We start from the raw sequence: 19,522 nt of genomic DNA on the forward strand, positions 1-19,522 counted from the left end.
ATATTTTATTACTACGGCGTTTTTATTTGAATCAAGGATATAACATGCAACCTTTTACTGCCGCGCTAGGATTAAAAAATCCGCATCTTCAAACCTTGCTACCTCGATTTGTTCGCCGCCAGCCGCTATTTACCCCTGTAACTCAACGGCTGATCACACCTGATGATGACTTCCTCGATATAGCATGGACACACCCCCCCACAGACAGTAATAAACCACTGATGATCTTGTTTCATGGTCTAGAAGGTAGCTTTAATAGCCCTTATGCTAATGGGCTGCTGCATGCAGCTAAACAGCAAGGTTGGCTTGGAGTAATAATGCATTTTCGAGGCTGTAGCGGTGAGCTAAATCGTCAGCCCAAAGGCTATCATTCTGGTGAAATCAATGATGCCCGCTTTTTTATCACATGGCTGCGTAAGCAATTCCCTCAAAGGCCATTGATTGCCGTCGGTGTATCACTCGGTGGTAATATGCTGATTAACTACCTTGCAAAATATGGTGATAATAGCGAGATTATCGCCGCGCAAGCAATTTCTCCACCACTCAATTTAGCCTCGTGTTCGACACGCATTCAACAAGGCTTTTCTAAAATTTATCAGCGCTATTTACTCAATTCAATGAAGCGTACCATGGCACAACGGATCACCCTTCACCACCATAAAATGCCAATCTCACATCAGCAATTAGATGCTATTAATACGGTATGGCAATTTGATCAGTACATTACTGCACCGCTGCATGGTTTTATTGATGCCGACGATTATTATCAACGTTGCAGTGGCCTCACTCAGCTCAAACATATAACGACGCCACTACGAATTATTCATGCCAAAGACGATCCATTCATGACTGAATCGGTGATCCCTTCACAGCCTTTACCCAGTAATATTGACTACAACTTATATCAACAAGGCGGTCATGTGGGTTTTGTCAGTGGTTCTATTTTAAAACCAACCTTTTGGCTAGAACACACAGTACCAGAGTGGTTTCAGCGCCAATTACAACCATAGCGATTAAACACAGCCAATAATGACCCAGTTTCTTTTCAACCTCTTTTAAGAATATACTGCGACTATTGTTTTATTAGTCATTTAAAGAAGCTGTAATGATTATTCCTTGGCAAGACATCGCCCCAGAGACACTGACCAACCTGATTGAACAATTTATTTTACGTGAAGGCACCGATTATGGTGAAGTAGAAATCAGCCTTAGTGATAAGGTCGGTTATGTTCGACGTCAACTACAAGCCGGTGATGCGGTGATTGTTTTCTCTGAATTACATGAATCGGTTGACATTAAACTTCGCAACCAAATGTAAGAAACCGCCATATTTACCAGCATAAAAATTGGCTCTCGCTTGCACTTTCATCACTCAAAACCGACATTTATGTAAACTTGTAGTAACATTTATTGCTGTGCTGTTTTTATTCTTAACATCTAGTAATTACAACAAGGTGAATTATGTCGGTAAAACACCCTATTATTGCAGTCACAGGTTCATCAGGTGCAGGAACAACCACGACCTCTGAAGCCTTTCGCAAAATGTTTAATATGATGGACATTAATGCTGCATGGCTAGAGGGTGATAGCTTCCACCGTTTTACACGCCCAGAAATGGACTGTGAAATTCGTAAAGCTAAAGAGCAAGGTCGCCATATCAGTTATTTCGGCGCAGAAGCTAACGACTTTGAACAATTAGCCCACTTTTTTAAACAATACTCTCAAGATGGCAGCGGTAAGTTTCGGCGTTATTTACACACCTTTGATGAAGCGGTGCCTTATAATCAAATGCCTGGTACGTTCACTCCGTGGCAACAGCTTGCTGAAAATACGGATGTATTATTTTATGAAGGTCTACATGGTGGTGTCGTCGACGGCGATATTAATGTTGCTCAGCATGTTGATTTACTGATTGGAATGGTACCCATTGTTAACTTAGAATGGATTCAGAAAATTATTAGAGATACTCGCGATCGCGGTCATTCTCGTGAAGCAGTAATGGAATCAATTGTCCGCTCAATGGATGATTATCTTAATTACATCACCCCCCAGTTTTCTCGTACCCATATTAACTTTCAACGCGTCCCTACCGTTGACACCTCCAACCCCGTCAGTGCCAAAGGCATTCCCAGTTTAGATGAAAGCTTTGTGGTGATCCGTTTTCGTGGTTTGAAAAACGTCGATTTCCCATATTTGCTCGCTATGATCCAAGGCTCATTTATGTCGCGCCATAACACACTGGTTGTTCCTGGCGGAAAAATGAGTTTTGCGATGGAATTAATTATGCGGCCGTTACTAGAGCAATTAATTGAAAACGGAAAAATCGCCTCGTAGTTAAAGTTGGAGTTAATTAACGGTCGCATTATCAGCCACCGTTAATAACAATAGCGTTATGCCATAACAATTTCATAGCTATGACTAAGTTCGACGCCTTTGCCCAGCATTAAACATACTGAACAATATTTTTCGAGAGAATCAGCAACCACTTGACTTACTGTATCATCATTTAAATCGTGACCTGTCACCACAAAATGTAACGTAGCTGCAGTAAACAATCGTGGCGCTTGCTCACGACGTTCTGCTGAAATTTGTACTTCACAACCTGTGATCTGCTGCTGTAGATCCTGCAACCCACTCACTACATCAACCGAGCTACACCCACCCGCAGCCATTAACACTAATTCCATTGGGCTCGGCGCTTTATCACCACCATTACCATCTAGGACAATACTATGTCCAGATGATGATTGACCGACAAAAGTCATATTTTCGACCCATTTTACACGTGACTGCATTTTATATCCTTTAGCTATATTATTTAGATTTTAGCTCTATTTTTGTTGATAATACCATCAATGTAAACGTTATTTATGGTGTTTAATATTAATTTCGTTGCGTATTCAAATAGGCACAATTAGCCAATAAATCCACATTCAAACTATGCTATTGGTAACTAACTCACAACGATGTGATCATGTGCACACTTATCTCTCATAAATGAGTGAATCAGCTAGATCAATATCAAGAAAAAACCTCAAAAAAAGGATACACTCTTACTAAGTTCAAGTTAGCTTGCAGCCCAGCAGCTGAGTGAATAACCCTACCATCAAAAAGTTTTGTTGAGTTATCGTCACAGAACATATTGTTGGGCAACACATGCAGAGGAAGTTAGTAATATGGTTCCAGGTAAGCCGCAGACAGATCCAACTTTAGAGTGGTTTCTTTCCCATTGTCACATTCACAAATATCCATCAAAGAGCACGTTAATTCACGCAGGTGAAAAAGCAGAAACTTTGTATTACATCGTGAAGGGTTCTGTTGCTGTATTAATCAAGGATGAAGAAGGTAAGGAGATGATCCTTTCTTACCTAAACCAGGGTGACTTTATTGGTGAGCTCGGCTTGTTCGAAGAAGACCAAGAACGTACAGCTTGGGTTCGTGCTAAAAGCCCTTGTGAAGTTGCAGAGATTTCATTTAAGAAATTCCGTCAGTTAATTCAAGTTAATCCAGATATTCTAATGCGTCTATCTGCTCAAATGGCATGCCGCTTACAAGTGACAAGCCAAAAAGTAGGTGACCTTGCATTCCTTGATGTGACTGGTCGTATTGCACAGACACTACTTAATCTGGCAAAACAACCTGATGCAATGACACACCCTGATGGCATGCAAATTAAGATCACCCGTCAAGAAATTGGCCAGATCGTAGGTTGCTCTCGCGAAACAGTGGGTCGTATATTGAAAATGCTAGAAGAGCAAAATCTTATTTCTGCTCACGGCAAAACAATTGTAGTTTACGGTACACGCTAATTATTTAGTATCACCGTTATCCTTAATGAAACCGCAGCTGATACCTGCGGTTTTTTTGATCTTAGCGTTTATCAGCCAACATCAAAAAATCAATCATTGATAACATTAATGTTTCTGTTAAATTTTAATTTGTAATTGCATTCATTCATGCTACATTTCGATCACAAATGGATTTAACAATCGATGATGGTCAATATGGATATTGAACGCTTTTCAGCCAACAGTTACACCACCGTACCCGGCGTGTTAACAGGCCAGCCAACAACCATTGAAATGACAGGATTTAGCGATAGCCGTTGCTACCTTGAGCAACAAACAGGATTACGTCGCTGCCCTGCTGATGAATCTGGCGTTTGGGCTTCACCGTTAGATAACTGATCACTTAAGCAGCACTTGCTTAAGTGCTGTTTTATTATCACAGCTCTATCACCACAGACTCCTGCTAGCTATTAGTACTCTCAAAGATTTTATCTGCTGAGGCCGTTACAAAGCCGCTATACAATTCACCATTGGGTTGTGGGTAGCGTTTCGCAAACTCATAAAACCCACCAGGGATGGAATGAACCCCATCTCTAAAGCTCACTCCAACCTCATCAGCCATGGTTGCTGATTGCTCTAGCATTACTGTTGCATCACCTTTAATTTCACCACCAGCCTGATTAATCACAAACTGGTTATGGCGTAATAAGTGATTAATCTGTTCTAAATCGGTAAATTGCTCAAGCTGATTGATACTGACCGTAAAATGATTAGCGCCAAAGCCATGCGCTGCAACCCAAGCAGCATACTCACTTTCAGCAGCTAAAAATTGATAGCTTGTAAAATCCAGTTGCCACGGACGCCCACCATAGACAAAATCAGGATGGCGAAAATAGTTATCATCAACTTGATCTAACAAACCGCGCACCATACGTTGTAACTCTGCTGAACAGCTGCCTAATTGTAATTCACTAATAAAGACTTTGGGTAATAGAGGATCAGGATGCATAAAATATTCAGCATACAGTTTTTTAGTCTCAAAATGGTATTTCGCTTGTGGCTGATAGCCTAAAGCAATAAATGGCGCGGCGACAACGGCTAAACTACACTTCGGTACCCCAAAGGTGCGCAGTGCAATATGATCATTTAACAACGCGACATCTTCGGTTAATAAGCGCTGTATTTGCACTGCTGATGGACATAAACGTTGACTATAATCATGCCATAAGCCATCAAAAAGTTGCGTAATCGATTCCATAATCTACCCGCTTATTTAAACCATCATCAGTGTATATATCTTAGTTCAAGCTCACACCTGGCGCTAATTGAGACGGCAATTGTACTGATACATCTTCAACAGATGCCATTGGGTATGCACAATAATCAGCTGCGTAATAAGCACTTGGGCGTAGATTTCCAGATGCTCCTGGACCACCAAATGGCGCATCACCACTGGCGCCAGTTAATGGTCGATTTCGATTCACAATTCCCGCTCTAATATGATCAATAAAATACTGCCATTGCTGCTCATCTGTTGATATTAATCCTGCAGCTAATCCATAACGGGTTTGATTTGCACTGACCACTGCTTGACTAAAGTCATCATAACGACTGACTTGCAATAACGGTCCAAAGTACTCTTCATCTGCAGGCTCACTAACGGCACTGACTTCAATAATCGCAGGAGTAACGATTGCACCTTGGCCACGTGTCGCTGCTAACAAGGCTATGCCACCAGCCGCGATTAATTGCTGCTGATTGTCCAGCAGCTGATCGGCAGCGGTATTAGATATCAATGGCCCCATAAAAACGGCAGGCGTGGCAAATGGATCCCCCACTATCAAGTGCGAGCTCACGGTTACCAAACGCGCTAATAGCTCATCACCAGCTTTTCCTGCCGCAATATATAATCGCCTCGCACAGGTACAACGCTGTCCGGCACTTAAAAAAGCAGACTGAATAATGGTATACACAGCCGCATCAAGATCGCCATATTGTTGGCCAATAACCAGTGGATTATTACCGCCCATTTCTAATGCCAGCATTTTTTGTGGCTGACCTGCAAATTGCTGGTGCAATAGATGCCCAGTATGAGCGCTACCGGTAAACAGAACGCCATCCACGTTCGCGGCAGCCAAAGCAGCTCCTGTCGAGCGCCCTCCCTGAACTAAATTAATCACACCGGCGCTTATGCCTGCTTGCTGCCACAATTGACACATCAACTGTGCGGTGTTGGGTGTCAACTCCGAAGGTTTAAACACCACCGTATTTCCGGCCAATAGTGCTGGTATAATATGACCATTAGGTAAATGGGCCGGAAAATTATACGGTCCAAACACTGCCATAACCCCTAATGGACGGTGTCTTACCACCATGGTTGTTTGCGCCTGTTGACGTTGCCGAATACCTGTACGTTCATGATAAGCCTGAAGCGACAATGCCACTTTTGCAATCATGGCTGCAACCTCAGTGGTACTCTCCCATAACGGCTTACCTGTTTCTGCAGCAATAACACCTGCTAGCTGTAATTGATGCTGTTGCACTAATTGTCCAAAACGCTCGATGATCTGGACTCGATGATTAAGGGGAGTATTGCGCCAGGTTACAAACGCTGCCTCGGCCGCAATAACCGCGGTTTCAACTTGTGCAGCCGTTGCTGCCTGGCCTTGCCAAACCACACTGCCATCATAAGGATTGCGTGATTGAAATTGCTCACCAGCACCGTCTAACCACTTATTATTGATCCATAAGCTCATGCGACTCTCCTATTATGATTGCGCGACTAACCGCACTTCATCACCGGTATCAACATTAAGCGCTGCAGCAACGTCTGTGGTCATCACCACTTGCCCTTGCGCATTGACTGCTAACGGTGCAGCAACCGCACGAAATCCTGCTAACTGACAATTAGACACCAAATAACATCGCTCACTGGTGGGTTGACCTATTTCAACTCGGTATCGCTGTGAATGACGCACGGTTTCAATATTGCATACATCACATTCAACACTGGGGCCTGCATCAAAAATGTCGACATAACCACGGCAGCAAAACCCTTCTTGTTGCAGTAGTTGTAATGCTGGACGTGTATTCACATGCACTTGACCAATCACTGCTTGTGCTTCTTTACTGAGTAAATTGACATAAATCGGTAATTTCGGCATTAGATCAGCAATAAAGCCTTTGCGGCCAATGCCTGTCAGATAATCAGCATAAGTAAAATCAATCGAAAAGAAATGCTCTTTCAACCATTGCCAAAACGGAGAATTCCCCTGCTCATCAGACACTCCACGCATTTCTGCAAAAGCAACCTCAGCAAAGCGTTGCCGATGATCAGCCATCAATAAAAACCGCGATTTAGACAATAACCGCCCGTTAAGACCGTGACGCCATTCAGGTAATAGAAACAAACTACATAGCTCAGTCTCACCGGTATATTGGTTACCTAATGTCAGCACCTTAACAATGTTGTGCACCCCTAACTGACGCGAGGCATGAGTCACGGTACTTAAATGGTAATTATAAAAAGGCACATCGAGCCCAACCGTTGCTTCAATCGCGGTTGTACCAACGACTTGATCAGTGTCGCTATCAACAGCGACTAACAGATAGCTTTCTTGTCCTGGCGAGGTAACACGAGCATTAAAGCTGGCTTGAGAGTGTTGAATACGGCCACGGAGTAAATCTTCATTAATGGGTAATGATGTAAAACCATGGCCAGAGGCTTCTGCACATTGCATCAGTGCAGGGTAATCAGCGCAAGTAATAGGACGAATAATGAGCATCGCATTCCCTCCTAAATATAGGCAATGACGGCAGCCATTACCTCGCTTGAAATCAGCGTTAAAATGGGGCTATTGATGGTAACTAACCCCCCGCAATTACAATTTAATCACAGCTAACAATTAGAATTATATAACGTTGCAATCGCCGCTTCTAAGCGTTGCATTCCTTCATCAATATCATTTTTATCAATCACTAACGACGGCGTAAAGCGCACTACATCAGTACCAGCAACAAGTACCATTAGTCCCTCATTACCTGCAGCAACTAAAATATCTCGCGCCCGTCCTTGCCACTCTCGCGTTAATACCGCCCCTAGTAATAACCCTTTACCTCGTATCTCGCTAAAAATAGGATAACGGCTATTAATTTGCAGTAGCGCTTCACGGAACCATACTTCACGTTGCTTAACACCAGCTAAGAGTGCCGGTTGACTGATTTCATCGACCACGGCTTCTGCAACAGCACACGCTAGCGGATTACCGCCATAAGTCGAACCATGTGTACCGACTTTTAGATGACTGGCGAGAGAGGCGGTAGTTAACATTGCCGCGACCGGAAAGCCGCCACCTAATGATTTAGCGGTAGTTAAAATATCAGGTGTCACCCCTAAGCCTTGATAAGCAAACAAATCTCCCGTACGGCCGTTACCAGTTTGAACTTCATCAAAAATTAATAACGCCTGATGCTGATCACACAGTTGACGTACGCGCTGCACAAACTCAAGGCTTGGGCTAATCACTCCGCCTTCTCCTTGCAGTGGCTCCATCATAACGGCACAGGTTTTATCACCAATTAATGCCTCAATAGCAGCGACATCATTGTAAGGAATATGGGTTACGGCTTGTGGTTTAGGACCAAAGCCATCGGAATAGCTGCTTTGGCCACCAACGGTAACCGTAAAAAAGGTTCGGCCATGAAAACCATGGTTGAAGGCAATAATTTGATCTTTCTCTGCACTAAAATTATCAACCGCATAGCGACGGGCTAATTTCAATGCAGCTTCATTAGCTTCTGCGCCAGAGTTAGCCAAGAAGACTTTATCGGCAAAGGTTAATTGAGTCAGTTTATCCGCTAGCCGCAATGCTGGCTCATTGGTCATGACATTACTTAAATGCCACAACTGCTGTGCTTGTTCTGTTAATGCTGCCACCATTCTAGGATGACAATGTCCTAAACAACTGACTGCAATGCCACCTGCAAAATCAATATACTCACGTTGCTGTTGATCCCACAGCCGTGAGCCTTGTCCACGAACAGGTATAATATCCATTGGCGAATAACAAGGTACCATCACCTCATCAAACAACGACCGTTGTAATTTATTTTCAGTTGCCATCACACTATCCTTCTGTGCTTTATACCTTATTATTAGTATTTACATTTTATTAACCTTTGCCAATAAAGACAGTAGTTTTTATTCAAACTAAGGTGTTAACCAATCAATACACCACAAATAGTTATGCAGTATTTAGGGAATATTATTAACCACCATCAATGACAGGCAGCCGTTCCCGCTAGGAAACAATCATTCCTCAGCGCATAAAATTCCGCTATCACCAATAACGGTTAAATGATTAACAACAGCAAATCTGTAGCATTTATAAGATATTGAAACAGCAACAACGAAGATAACAACAACAGTAACGTACTTATCACCAGCGTAATAAGTACGTAAAAATAGCAGTAATAGTGGAATTAACGCTGCAGAAAGTTAGCTAATAGTGCATGACCTTGCTCAGTCAAAATACTTTCAGGATGGAATTGCACCCCTTCAAGGGCTAAGGTTTTATGACGGATCCCCATAATTTCATCGATTTCACCGTTTAACTCTGTCCAAGCAGTGATCTCAAAACACTCAGGCAATGTCGCCGCTTTCACTACCAATGAATGATAGCGAGTAACGGTTAACGGATTATTTAGCCCTTTAAATACGCCACAATCAGTATGGGTGATCGCAGAGGTTTTACCGTGCATGACTTGTCGAGCCCGCACCACATCACCACCAAATACTTGCGCTAATGATTGATGACCAAGACAAACACCAAGAATTGGTAATTTACCGGCAAAATACTCAATCGCTTGCAAAGAGATACCCGCCTCATTAGGCGTACAGGGACCGGGAGAGATCACTAAATGGGTCGGTGCTAACGCTTCAATTGCCGCAATATCAATCTCATCATTACGAATAACAACGACATCTGCGCCTAATTCACAGAAATATTGATAAAGGTTGTAAGTAAATGAATCGTAGTTATCAATAATTAACAACATACTACAACTAAGCTCTTATTGGTCACTGTCAACGACAGCGATTAGTGGCGATAAAAAAGCAGAGCCTAAGCCCTGCTTTTTTAGAATGGTAATGACTAACGCTTATGGGCGCGCAACAAAACCTACGGCATGATACGCTTGTTTCAACACTTCAGCAGCGCGGGCTGATGCTTTTTCTGCACCGGCTTTCATCACGCTATCAAGGTAGGCACGATCACCACGAATACGATGATATTCAGCTTGTACTGGCTCTAGCATTGCCACTAACGCTTCACCAACATCTTTCTTAAATGGGCCGTACATTTCAACACCAGCATACTGAGCTTCAATTTCAGCAAATGTTTTGCCAGTTGCAGCAGAATACAACCCCATTAGATTTGAAATACCCGCTTTTTGTTCAATATCATGGGCGATACGTGGTGGCATTTCTGCGTCGGTTTGGGCTTTATTAATTTTCTTTAGAATCGACTTAGGATCTTCTAATAGTGTAATCACGTTCTTGCGATTATCATCTGACTTAGACATTTTCTTAGTCGCATCTTGTAGGCTCATCACTCGCGCACCAACCGTTGGAATATACGGTTCTGGTACTTGAAAGATTGGGCTTTCAGGGGTGCTGTAAAGATTATTAAAGCGAGTTGCGATATCACGCGCTAATTCTAAATGTTGCTTTTGATCGCTACCGACAGGCACTTGATGGGCGCCATACAATAGAATATCGGCCGCCATCAGTACTGGGTAGCCAAACAAACCGGCGTTAACATCATTGGCATGACGGGCTGATTTGTCTTTAAATTGCGTCATACGACTTAACTCACCCATTTGGGTGTAGCAATTTAATAACCAACCAAGCTGAGCATGTTCTGGTACATGAGACTGTACAAACAAAGTGCTTTTGTTTGGATCTACACCCACAGCTAAACAGATAGATAAAGCGTCTAAAGTTGCTTCATGAAGCGCTTTAGGATCTTGTCGTACCGTAATGGCATGTAAGTCAACCACACAATACTGACAATCATAATCATCCTGCATCTGTTCCCACTGACGCAGCGCACCAAGGTAGTTGCCGATACTCAATTCACCAGAAGGCTGTACGCCACTTAATACAATGGGTTTACTCATGATCAGGCTGTCCTGTTAATATCTTTAATTGTATTGACGAAAGGCACTAATAACACCGTTATCAGCACCTCAATTGTTGTTTTTTAGTGTACACCTTAATGTACTAGCAGCCTAGTTTAACCACATCAAGTAGTTGCTTGAAGTGATCACAAACAACATCAGGCCCACTATCACTGATTGGCTGACCATAGTTATAACCATAAGTCAGTCCTAGTGAACGGCAATGTGCTGCTTTAGCTGCCAAAATATCATTGCGCGAATCGCCGACCATCAACAGTTCAGCTGCAGCAATATGATGTTTTTCCATCAACCAATGCAATGCAAACGGATCAGGTTTTTTTAATGGAAAGGTATCGCCACCAATGACATCTACAAAATAATCACTCAAGCCGTGCTCTTCTAGCAAATGAGGGACAAATTGTGATGGCTTATTGGTCACAATAGCCATCGCTACACCCGCTTGATGTAAGTTGGCTAAGGTGGTTTTTACATTTGCATACAAGGCACTTTTTTGATGGCCACCAGCTGCATAATAATGGTCAAACAACTCACGGGCTTGACGATGTAACGCTGGATCTAACTGTGGATCGACATCAATGCTACGACTTAACGCGCGACCAATCAAAATATCAGCGCCATTGCCAATCCACGTCGTTACTTGCTCAACCGTTACCCCTTCACGACCAAGATGACGCATGGTCAAATCAGCAGCATCGGCTAAATCAGGGACGCTATCAAGTAAAGTACCGTCTAAGTCAAACGCGATAAATTTGATATTCTCAATCACATTGCTAGCAATCATTAACGCTTAGCCTCAGCTAACTGTACACGCATCTTATCAATCGCGACTTTATAATCTGGCTCATTAAAAATAGCAGAGCCGGCAACAAACATATCAGCACCAGCTGCGGCAATTTCAGCAATATTGTCAACATTAACACCACCATCAACTTCTAAGCGAATATCACGGCCTGAAGCATCAATACGCTGACGTACTTGGCGTAGTTTATCAAGTGTGCTTGGAATAAATGATTGACCACCAAAGCCTGGGTTAACTGACATGATCAAAATCATATCAACTTTATCCATAATATAATCAAGGTGATGTAATGGTGTTGCAGGATTAAATACAACACCCGCTTTACAGCCATGTTCTTTAATTAATTGCAGAGTGCGATCAATATGATCTGTAGCTTCAACATGAAACGTGATCATGCTGGCGCCCGCTTTAGCAAAATCAGGAATAATACGATCGACAGGTTTTACCATTAAATGCACATCAATCGGTGCAGTAATACCGTAGTCGCGTAATGCTTTACAGATCGGCGCACCAAACGACAGGTTTGGCACAAAGTGATTATCCATAACATCAAAATGGATAACATCAGCACCTGCTGCCAAGACATTTGCGACATCTTCGCCTAAACGGGCAAAATCAGCAGACAAAATAGATGGAGCGATCAAAAAGTCGTTCATGTTTAGCCTCTCTACACTAGCGATAAAAATAACAAGCTCGACCAACCAAGCCTATAAACTGCTGCCAGTCTACCCGATCCCCTAAGTGTTGTCTTACTGGATTTATTGATTGCTGCAGTTAACCATAATTATCAATTCGACTACCGATAGAGGAACTACAATCAACAAAGACTGCAGCAGATATACAAAGGAAGAAAATGCATGCACTCACGTACTAACGCAGTATGGAAAATAATAAAAAGTGTTTTAGCGGCATTATTTGGAGTGCAATCACAACAACAGCGTCGTCAAGACTTCAACCAGCAAAGTCCATGGCCATTTATCATTATTGGAGGGATAGTTATTGTCGGTTTTGTGGTGATTGTAATTGCTATTGCCCGTCAGGCAACAGCAATCTAAATATTCGCTCTATTGGTTATCGCTATCGGTTGCAGCCGTTGTTTTAAATAAAGCTAACAATTCATCGACTTTATTACGACCACCACCATTACGACTAATGGTACGTTTAACTCGCACCACGGATAAATCGGCGCCAGTATATAAACGCCGAGTTAATGGCGTATCATGATTAGAGATTAATACCGGAATATCGCGCTCAGTAGCGGCTTTCTCTGCCACATCAGCCAAGGTCGCTTGATCGTCCAAACTAAAACCATTACCTGAATAAGAGGTAAAGTTAGCCGTGGTCGATAAGGGCGCATACGGTGGATCACAATAAATCACACTGCCTTTACGGGCTCGTGAAAATGTCTGGCTATAACCTTCACACACAAAAGTCGCACGTTTAGCTTTTTCCGAAAAGTAATACATCTCAGCTTCTGGAAAGTACGGTTTTTTGTACGAACCAAAGGGAACATTAAAACCGCCCTTTTTATTGTAACGGCACAAACCATTAAAACCATGACGATTTAAATAAAGAAAATAAATCGAACGCTGATAAGGATCGGTGCTGTTATTAAACTCTTCTCGAATGCTTAAATAGGCCGCTTTAGTATTATATTCCGGTGTAAATAATCGGCGTACATCTTCAATGTATCGCTCCGGCTCTTGCTTAATAATATTATATAAATTAATCAGATCAGGATTAATATCTGCTAATAAGTAGTGCTCATAATCAGTGTTTAAAAATACTGAACCAGCACCCACGAAGGGCTCTACCAATTTACGCGCAGGCGGTAGGTGTCGTTTAATATCCTCGACCAGAGAGTACTTACCTCCAGCCCATTTCAGGAATGCACGATGCTTTTTCATTAAGCTGACCCACCACCACTTACAAGAATGCCACGAAAGGTCGCGGATTGTACCTCATTTACACCCAATGCTGATACCAATTAGGATAAATAACTATGATTAATGGCTTTATTTTAAGCGATTCATTTCTTGTTGAATATGTCGATAAGGTTTCAACCACGGTTTTAGCTGTTGCAATGTGGTCGGCAATTGACTTTTTGCCGTGCGGGCTTGAGCTGCTGTCGCATAATTCCCTGTCACTACGATAAACCATGGCCGTTGATTACGTTCAGTCTGATAAATCATTGCAGCAGTCATGTTGTGGGTGCTAATAAATTCTGCAGCAGCGGCAAGGCTTTGAGTTGCGGCAAGTTGTAATGCGTAATGACTTGGCTTTACTGCCGCTAATTTTTGCTGATCAGCGGCTAATTTAAGCGACCAATCAAGTGTAGAGACTGAGGCTAATGGTGTGGTTACAGTTGCAGGTCGTACAGAGGTATCTGTTACATCTGCTGCGGCGACTGTTGGAGTAGCAACCGCCGTCGAGGTGACAGGGGTCGCTTCTGTCGCTTCTGTCGCGATAGGATGCCCCTGCAGCGCTTGATCGTCAATCATGGCATCAATTTGTTGCTCTGAGATAACAATCCGCTCATGAGTATTTTCTTCTTTACGTCCAACCGTTAAACCTTGAGTATGCACTTGTGGCGGTAATGGCGCATCATCAAATGTTACCGTAGCAGTCACAGCGGGTATGGCAGTTGGAGTTTGAGTCTTCGTTTTAGTGTGAGAACTGATGGTCATTAAACCATATCCTGCAATCGCCACAGCGATCACCGCTAATACTATCACTAGCGCTAACAATGGTTTTTTAGAAGCCTTTGAGGTCATATTCACACCTTCTGAGTGAGGAAGATTATGCAGCGCACCCGGCCGCGAAATAACAGTCAACAAACGCTGCTTTAGTGTTGGTCGACAAGCCGTGGTTAGGTCATCATTACCAACTAACAATTCGGTAAATAAAACCGCTTCTTGATGGCTAAAATCATCAATATCTAACGCTAACGGAATAATACCAGAGCCATGGCTAACCTGAGCTAAAGTCTGGTTTAACTCACTATGATTAGCAAATAATACAATATTAAGCTGTAGCTGTGGCTGCTGTTTTGCATACAGGGATAATGCCCATAATTCAGCAATCAAATTGGCACTCAATAAATGTGCATCATCAATAACCACCATCAGTTTCTGCGGTTGATTAGCTAATAAATGCTCAGCACTTTGACATAACGAATCATGTTCGTTAAACATCGCATGGCTAACAAATTGCTGCAGTAATAGAGTTCGATGCTGAGTATCGGTTTGTCCAGGCTGACACATCAATAAAACGTGATGGCAGTCAGTGGCATAGTGTTCAAGGAAAGAGTGTGCAAGCCAAGTTTTACCTGAGCCTTGAGCACCAGAAAGGTGAAGAAGGTGAGAGCCAAACCGAGTAATAAATCGAACTCGAGTCAGCAACTGGATCTGACTTTCCAGATCCAGATTTTTTGCTTTCGTCATGCTGGTCATCAATGTGCTACAACTTAGCGGCCAATAACATCCTGAAGCACATCAAAAGGCACATCAGCCACAACCTCAGCAGCACCAATCGCTGTCGGTAATACTAAGCGTAGCTGACCTGACAATACTTTTTTATCTCGCATCATGTGCTTGATAAAATCGTCAAAAACCATAGTGTCAGGCGCAACAACGGGCAAATTTGCTCGCTGATGTAACGTGATAATTCGCATCACATCGGCATCACTGATCAATCCTTGCTTTGCGGCAGTATGTGCTGCGAGAACTGTACCTGCTGACACCGCTTCGCCATGCAGCCAGTTACCATAACCCATCTCTGCCTCAATAGCGTGACCAAAAGTATGGCCAAGATTGAGTAACGCCCTAACACCTGACTCTTTTTCATCGGCAGCAACAACATCAGCTTTAATCTGACAACAACGGCTAATGGCGTAACATAACGCATCATTATCCAGTGCATGTAAGCGCTCAATGTTATTTTCTAACCAAACAAAAAAATCATAATCGGCAATAATGCCGTACTTGATAACTTCAGCCAACCCTGCAGCTAACTCACGTTGAGGTAATGTCTGCAAACAATGATTATCAATAATCACTGCTTTAGGTTGATAAAAAGCACCAATCATGTTTTTACCCAAACGGTGATTAACCGCAGTTTTTCCACCAACAGATGAATCAACTTGTGCTAACAATGTTGTTGGCACTTGAATAAAATCAACCCCTCGTTGGTAACTTGCCGCCGCAAAGCCAACAAGATCACCAATTACGCCGCCACCTAAAGCAACTAAAACCACATCTCGGCCATAATTACCTTCCAGTAAAAATGTCATGATGTGATTAAACGTATCGAGGGTTTTGTATTGTTCACCATCAGGCAGAGAAAGTAGTGCCACTTGGCACGATAATGAACTGATGGTAGCCATTACTTGATCCGCATATAACGGGGCAATGGTGTCATTGCTGACCACAACTACTCGTTTACCTGCAGATATCGCAGATGCAAACAACGCCGAGTTGTCGAACAACTCGGCGCCAATTGAAATAGGGTAGCTTCTGTCATCTAAATTGACATTGATCCGTTCCATGGTCAGCTTCTCTTTTTAATTAATTAACGCTCTTCCAGCATCTTGATGATTTGGTTAGCAACTACTTTCGCACTTTGATCATCAGTACGAACAACGTAGTCAGCAACCTCTTCATACAATGGGTTACGCTCTGCTGCTAATTCTTCAAGAACTTCACGAGGAGTGTCAGTTTGAAGTAATGGGCGTTTTTTATCACGTTGAGTACGAGCTAATTGCTTTTCAATAGTCGTCTCTAGATAAACAACGATACCACGAGCAGACAGGCGATTACGGTTCTCTTTATTAATAACAGAGCCGCCACCCGTTGCCAGAACAATACCTTGTTCTTGGGTTAGATCATCAATAACTGTTTCTTCGCGAACACGGAAGCCGTCTTCACCTTCAACATCAAACACCCAACTAATATCAGCGCCAGTACGTTCTTCGATTACAGTATCTGAGTCAAAGAACTCCATATGCAACTGTTGTGCTAGGTGTCTACCAATTGTGCTTTTGCCGGCACCCATCGGGCCAACCAAGAAAATATTTCGTTTTTCAGCCATTTTAGCAATTTACGCGCGGTTAATAAAACGACACCACCCGCAGGCTCTATTAAAATAAGCCCGAGGCGCCAAGTTCCTCACATATAATTCGTGATAAGACAGAAAATTATCTCAGGACTGACTACTATTTTGCAATAGCTAGTCGACATCAATCGATATTTTATTAAGCCTGTCTTACCCACAGAGGTTGCCATAATGGCTCACCAAAGGTCTAAGGTCAATCGTATTAAGCTCGTAAATATCTTGTTAACGGCCCATCAACACGCTTAACGCCCAACCCACAACCTTCTTTAACCATAGGAAATAAAAAGGTTTTAATCTATTTCCGCCCAGCTTTAACACTGATTATAGCCATTCTCTGCAGGGCGGTTCTGAAAGTGAAAAAATTATTGCATCACGATTTTTGGAGTCACAAAAATCAATAATTCACGCTTTCCAAGTTCTTCCATTTTATGCCTAAATAATGCACCAAGCACCGGAATATCACCAAGAACGGGCACCTTACGAATACTGTTGTTAATTTGATTTTGATAAATACCGCCCAATACCACTGTTTCGCCATTATTGACTAACACCTGAGTACCAATACGCTGAGTTTTAATCGCCACTGCTGTACCGACCCCAGTTGGCACTTCTTCCCCTTTGCTGTCTTGGGTCACTTCTAAATCTAATACTAATTTATTATCTGGTGTAATTTGCGGAGTCACCATCAAACTGAGGACGGCTTTTTTAAAATCAACCGATACAGCTCCACTCGATGATGCCTCTAGATATGGAATCTCAGTACCTTGTTCGATATAAGCCGTCTTTTTGTTGGTCGTCATCAGCCGCGGACTAGAAATAATTTCTGCTTTACGCTCTGACTGCAACGCTGACAATTCAAGATCTAATAGCACATTACCTAACTTTGCCACTTGAAATGCAATACTTGCTGCCCCAGCTTGAGTCGCACCTAAATTAACATTAAGAAAATCATCAACGGTGGTGTCATCTAATAAACCGGAGCTACCAAGATTACCTTCAATTGAGCCACCGATAGTGGTATCGCCATCGATACTTGATACTCCCCAGCGAACACCAAGCTCATCAATATTACCTTCATCAATGGTGACAATACGTGCTTCAATTTGGACCTGCTTTACCGGAATATCTAGTGCTAATACGATATCTTTGATACTGGCGATACTTTCGGGTGTATCTTTAATTATTAATGCGTTAGTTCGCTCATCGACATGTAACGAACCACGCTCAGATAGCATTCCCACCCCATCACTTGAACCACTCAATAACTCGGAAATATCCGTCGCTTTGGCGTAATTAATCTGAATTAATTCAGAACGTAGACTGGCTAATTCTTGTTGCTTGCGTGCCGTTTCCATTACTTGATGCTCATTCGCTGCTAGTTCAGCCTTGGGCGCGACCAATAACACCGAACCACGGACACGTTTATCTAAACCTTTAGCTTGCAGAATAATATCCAGTACTTGTGGCCACGGCACGTTATCTAATCGCAGTGTAACGTTACCGCTAACTGTATCTGCAACCACTAAGTTGAAATCATTATAATCGGCAATAAGCTGTAAAACGTTACGCACAGGTATATCTTGAAAATTAATCGAAATTGGCTTGCCTTTGTAAGAGACATTACCTTTCGTTGCGGTTGATGCTGCTTTAGGTTGTACCCGTTTAATTAACGTCACTTCAAGGGTATTGCCTCGAATACGATAATCGTAGTCATAGCCACCGGTTAGATTAAATACAAACCGTGCTCCACGAGGAATATTACTCGTATCAATGCTATTAACGACGGTCGCGAAATCAACCACATCAAGCGTATGAATTTGTTCATTGGTCAATTGCGTATCAAAGATATCCAATTGCAACTGTTTGCCTTGGCGACGAAAATCAACCAGCGACTGTGGCTGCTTTAATTTGACGCTTAACACACCTCGGCCCTTACTATCACGTCGAAATTCAATATCTTGAACCTGATTAGTGATTCCACTCGCTGGCGCTGCAGTGACACTGGTAATTGTAAATAACCCCCAGCACATTAACCATACACTGACGAAAATCTGGCGACTAAACCCCCATGTATTCCCTTTCATAACTCATCCTTGATTAATGCTGAACTAAAGCCAGCTTTGCAGGCCGGGTTAGCCAACAACCTTTGCCATCGGGTAATGTTTCTTCTATTTCAATGAGTTTATCACTCACTTTTATTACTTTGCCGCGATTAAGCCCAATAAACTGTCCCGGCTTAATTCTGACTAATTCACCTTTTGGGGTATAAACCAACCCCCATAATTGACGTTGATGGCCAATTGCTCCTTTCATGGTTAACTGTTCTAACGGAAACGTTTCTAATGCTGTTGGTTGATGACCTGTTTGTGGCTGCCAACAACTAATATCGGCTTGTTTAGCTAGCAATATTTCCGGCTGTGGCCTTAAAAATGGCACGCGTTTACTGGTCATTACAAACGATTCAGCGACAAAAATATAAGGATCAGCTAATGGCTTAACTTTTGCTTTAGCATGCGTGTGTGTTGTCGCTATAAACTGCTCAACTGAATCGGTATTAGCCTGACACCCCATTAACCCAATCCCTAACGGTAACAGCCATAATAATGTTCTCATCGCATCCTCA

Annotated in this window: 21 protein-coding genes; 6 read left to right on the top strand and 15 right to left on the bottom strand. The window is 42.6% G+C overall.

Translation table 11 applies throughout. The features are described 5' to 3' along the window. The first annotated feature begins 44 nt into the window (after nucleotides 1-44). The 3 genes from PMAL9190_RS13445 to PMAL9190_RS13455 all read left to right on the top strand — a co-directional run bounded on the left by PMAL9190_RS13445 (nucleotide 45) and on the right by PMAL9190_RS13455 (nucleotide 2,334). The gene (locus PMAL9190_RS13445; RefSeq protein ID WP_087845638.1) at nucleotides 45-1,010 is read left to right on the top strand and encodes a hydrolase; all 966 of its coding nucleotides are present in this window, start codon (nucleotides 45-47) and stop codon (nucleotides 1,008-1,010) included. Nucleotides 1,011-1,105: 95 nt separating this feature from the next. Then, the gene (locus PMAL9190_RS13450; protein WP_087845639.1) at nucleotides 1,106-1,318 is read left to right on the top strand and encodes a YheU family protein; all 213 of its coding nucleotides are present in this window, start codon (nucleotides 1,106-1,108) and stop codon (nucleotides 1,316-1,318) included. Between the two features lie 143 nt (nucleotides 1,319-1,461). After that, a complete protein-coding gene (locus PMAL9190_RS13455; protein WP_087845640.1) occupies nucleotides 1,462-2,334 on the top strand; it encodes a phosphoribulokinase in 873 nt (290 codons plus the stop codon). A 56-nt stretch (nucleotides 2,335-2,390) separates the two neighbouring features. On the opposite strand, the gene PMAL9190_RS13460 is transcribed toward PMAL9190_RS13455, so the two are convergent. Continuing rightward, nucleotides 2,391-2,795, bottom strand: coding sequence for an OsmC family protein (locus PMAL9190_RS13460; protein ID WP_087845641.1), 405 nt, complete (start codon nucleotides 2,793-2,795; stop codon nucleotides 2,391-2,393). 381 nt (nucleotides 2,796-3,176) lie between these two features. Between PMAL9190_RS13460 and crp the strand changes: the two genes are divergently transcribed. Both crp and PMAL9190_RS13470 read left to right on the top strand, forming a co-directional pair. After that, a complete protein-coding gene (gene crp / locus PMAL9190_RS13465; RefSeq protein WP_036789513.1) occupies nucleotides 3,177-3,809 on the top strand; it encodes a cAMP-activated global transcriptional regulator CRP in 633 nt (210 codons plus the stop codon). 183 nt (nucleotides 3,810-3,992) lie between these two features. Further along, nucleotides 3,993-4,187: a hypothetical protein gene (locus tag PMAL9190_RS13470; protein WP_234999159.1), complete on the top strand. Its 195-nt coding sequence runs from the start codon at nucleotides 3,993-3,995 to the stop codon at nucleotides 4,185-4,187. A 64-nt stretch (nucleotides 4,188-4,251) separates the two neighbouring features. On the opposite strand, the gene PMAL9190_RS13475 is transcribed toward PMAL9190_RS13470, so the two are convergent. The 8 genes from PMAL9190_RS13475 to rpe all read right to left on the bottom strand — a co-directional run bounded on the left by PMAL9190_RS13475 (nucleotide 4,252) and on the right by rpe (nucleotide 12,443). Then, nucleotides 4,252-5,046, bottom strand: a complete 795-nt coding sequence (locus PMAL9190_RS13475) for a DUF1338 domain-containing protein (RefSeq protein WP_087845642.1) — start codon at nucleotides 5,044-5,046, stop codon at nucleotides 4,252-4,254. A 40-nt stretch (nucleotides 5,047-5,086) separates the two neighbouring features. Then, complete coding sequence (gene astD, locus PMAL9190_RS13480) at nucleotides 5,087-6,544, bottom strand: succinylglutamate-semialdehyde dehydrogenase (RefSeq protein WP_087845643.1); 1,458 nt, start codon at nucleotides 6,542-6,544, stop codon at nucleotides 5,087-5,089. 12 nt (nucleotides 6,545-6,556) lie between these two features. Then, a complete protein-coding gene (gene astA, locus PMAL9190_RS13485) occupies nucleotides 6,557-7,573 on the bottom strand; it encodes an arginine N-succinyltransferase (RefSeq protein ID WP_087845644.1) in 1,017 nt (338 codons plus the stop codon). 113 nt (nucleotides 7,574-7,686) lie between these two features. Further along, a complete protein-coding gene (locus PMAL9190_RS13490; protein WP_087845645.1) occupies nucleotides 7,687-8,910 on the bottom strand; it encodes an aspartate aminotransferase family protein in 1,224 nt (407 codons plus the stop codon). 359 nt (nucleotides 8,911-9,269) lie between these two features. Beyond that, nucleotides 9,270-9,845, bottom strand: coding sequence for an aminodeoxychorismate/anthranilate synthase component II (locus PMAL9190_RS13495; RefSeq protein WP_060997829.1), 576 nt, complete (start codon nucleotides 9,843-9,845; stop codon nucleotides 9,270-9,272). 102 nt (nucleotides 9,846-9,947) lie between these two features. Continuing rightward, complete coding sequence (gene trpS, locus PMAL9190_RS13500; protein WP_087845646.1) at nucleotides 9,948-10,967, bottom strand: tryptophan--tRNA ligase; 1,020 nt, start codon at nucleotides 10,965-10,967, stop codon at nucleotides 9,948-9,950. A gap of 103 nt (nucleotides 10,968-11,070) precedes the next feature. Further along, nucleotides 11,071-11,769, bottom strand: a complete 699-nt coding sequence (locus tag PMAL9190_RS13505) for a phosphoglycolate phosphatase (protein ID WP_087845647.1) — start codon at nucleotides 11,767-11,769, stop codon at nucleotides 11,071-11,073. Next, a complete protein-coding gene (rpe, locus tag PMAL9190_RS13510; RefSeq protein ID WP_060997826.1) occupies nucleotides 11,769-12,443 on the bottom strand; it encodes a ribulose-phosphate 3-epimerase in 675 nt (224 codons plus the stop codon). Before rpe ends, PMAL9190_RS13505 begins: the two co-directional genes overlap by 1 nt. A 201-nt stretch (nucleotides 12,444-12,644) precedes the next feature. Here rpe and PMAL9190_RS13515 point away from each other — a divergent pair, with 201 nt between their 5' ends. Beyond that, a complete protein-coding gene (locus PMAL9190_RS13515) occupies nucleotides 12,645-12,842 on the top strand; it encodes a DUF2970 domain-containing protein (RefSeq protein ID WP_087845648.1) in 198 nt (65 codons plus the stop codon). A 9-nt stretch (nucleotides 12,843-12,851) separates the two neighbouring features. Here the strand turns inward: PMAL9190_RS13515 and dam are convergent, their stop codons facing one another. From dam to PMAL9190_RS13545, 6 genes are all read right to left on the bottom strand, one after another. Next, nucleotides 12,852-13,694, bottom strand: coding sequence for an adenine-specific DNA-methyltransferase (gene dam, locus PMAL9190_RS13520; protein ID WP_087845649.1), 843 nt, complete (start codon nucleotides 13,692-13,694; stop codon nucleotides 12,852-12,854). 108 nt (nucleotides 13,695-13,802) lie between these two features. Beyond that, nucleotides 13,803-15,230 (bottom strand): SPOR domain-containing protein, encoded by a 1,428-nt coding sequence (locus PMAL9190_RS13525; RefSeq protein WP_159458400.1) that lies wholly within the window; start codon nucleotides 15,228-15,230, stop codon nucleotides 13,803-13,805. Nucleotides 15,231-15,253: 23 nt separating this feature from the next. Continuing rightward, on the bottom strand, nucleotides 15,254-16,333 hold the full coding sequence (gene aroB, locus PMAL9190_RS13530; RefSeq protein WP_087845651.1) for a 3-dehydroquinate synthase: 1,080 nt from the start codon (nucleotides 16,331-16,333) through the stop codon (nucleotides 15,254-15,256). Nucleotides 16,334-16,356: 23 nt separating this feature from the next. Next, a complete protein-coding gene (gene aroK / locus PMAL9190_RS13535) occupies nucleotides 16,357-16,875 on the bottom strand; it encodes a shikimate kinase AroK (RefSeq protein ID WP_036789489.1) in 519 nt (172 codons plus the stop codon). Between the two features lie 386 nt (nucleotides 16,876-17,261). Further along, on the bottom strand, nucleotides 17,262-18,983 hold the full coding sequence (locus PMAL9190_RS13540) for a type IV pilus secretin PilQ (protein WP_087845652.1): 1,722 nt from the start codon (nucleotides 18,981-18,983) through the stop codon (nucleotides 17,262-17,264). Between the two features lie 13 nt (nucleotides 18,984-18,996). Then, the gene (locus PMAL9190_RS13545) at nucleotides 18,997-19,512 is read right to left on the bottom strand and encodes a pilus assembly protein PilP (RefSeq protein WP_087845653.1); all 516 of its coding nucleotides are present in this window, start codon (nucleotides 19,510-19,512) and stop codon (nucleotides 18,997-18,999) included. Between the last annotated feature and the right edge of the window lie 10 nt (nucleotides 19,513-19,522).

The sequence above is a fragment of the Photobacterium malacitanum genome (assembly GCF_900185615.1).
Lineage (GTDB): Bacteria > Pseudomonadota > Gammaproteobacteria > Enterobacterales > Vibrionaceae > Photobacterium > Photobacterium malacitanum.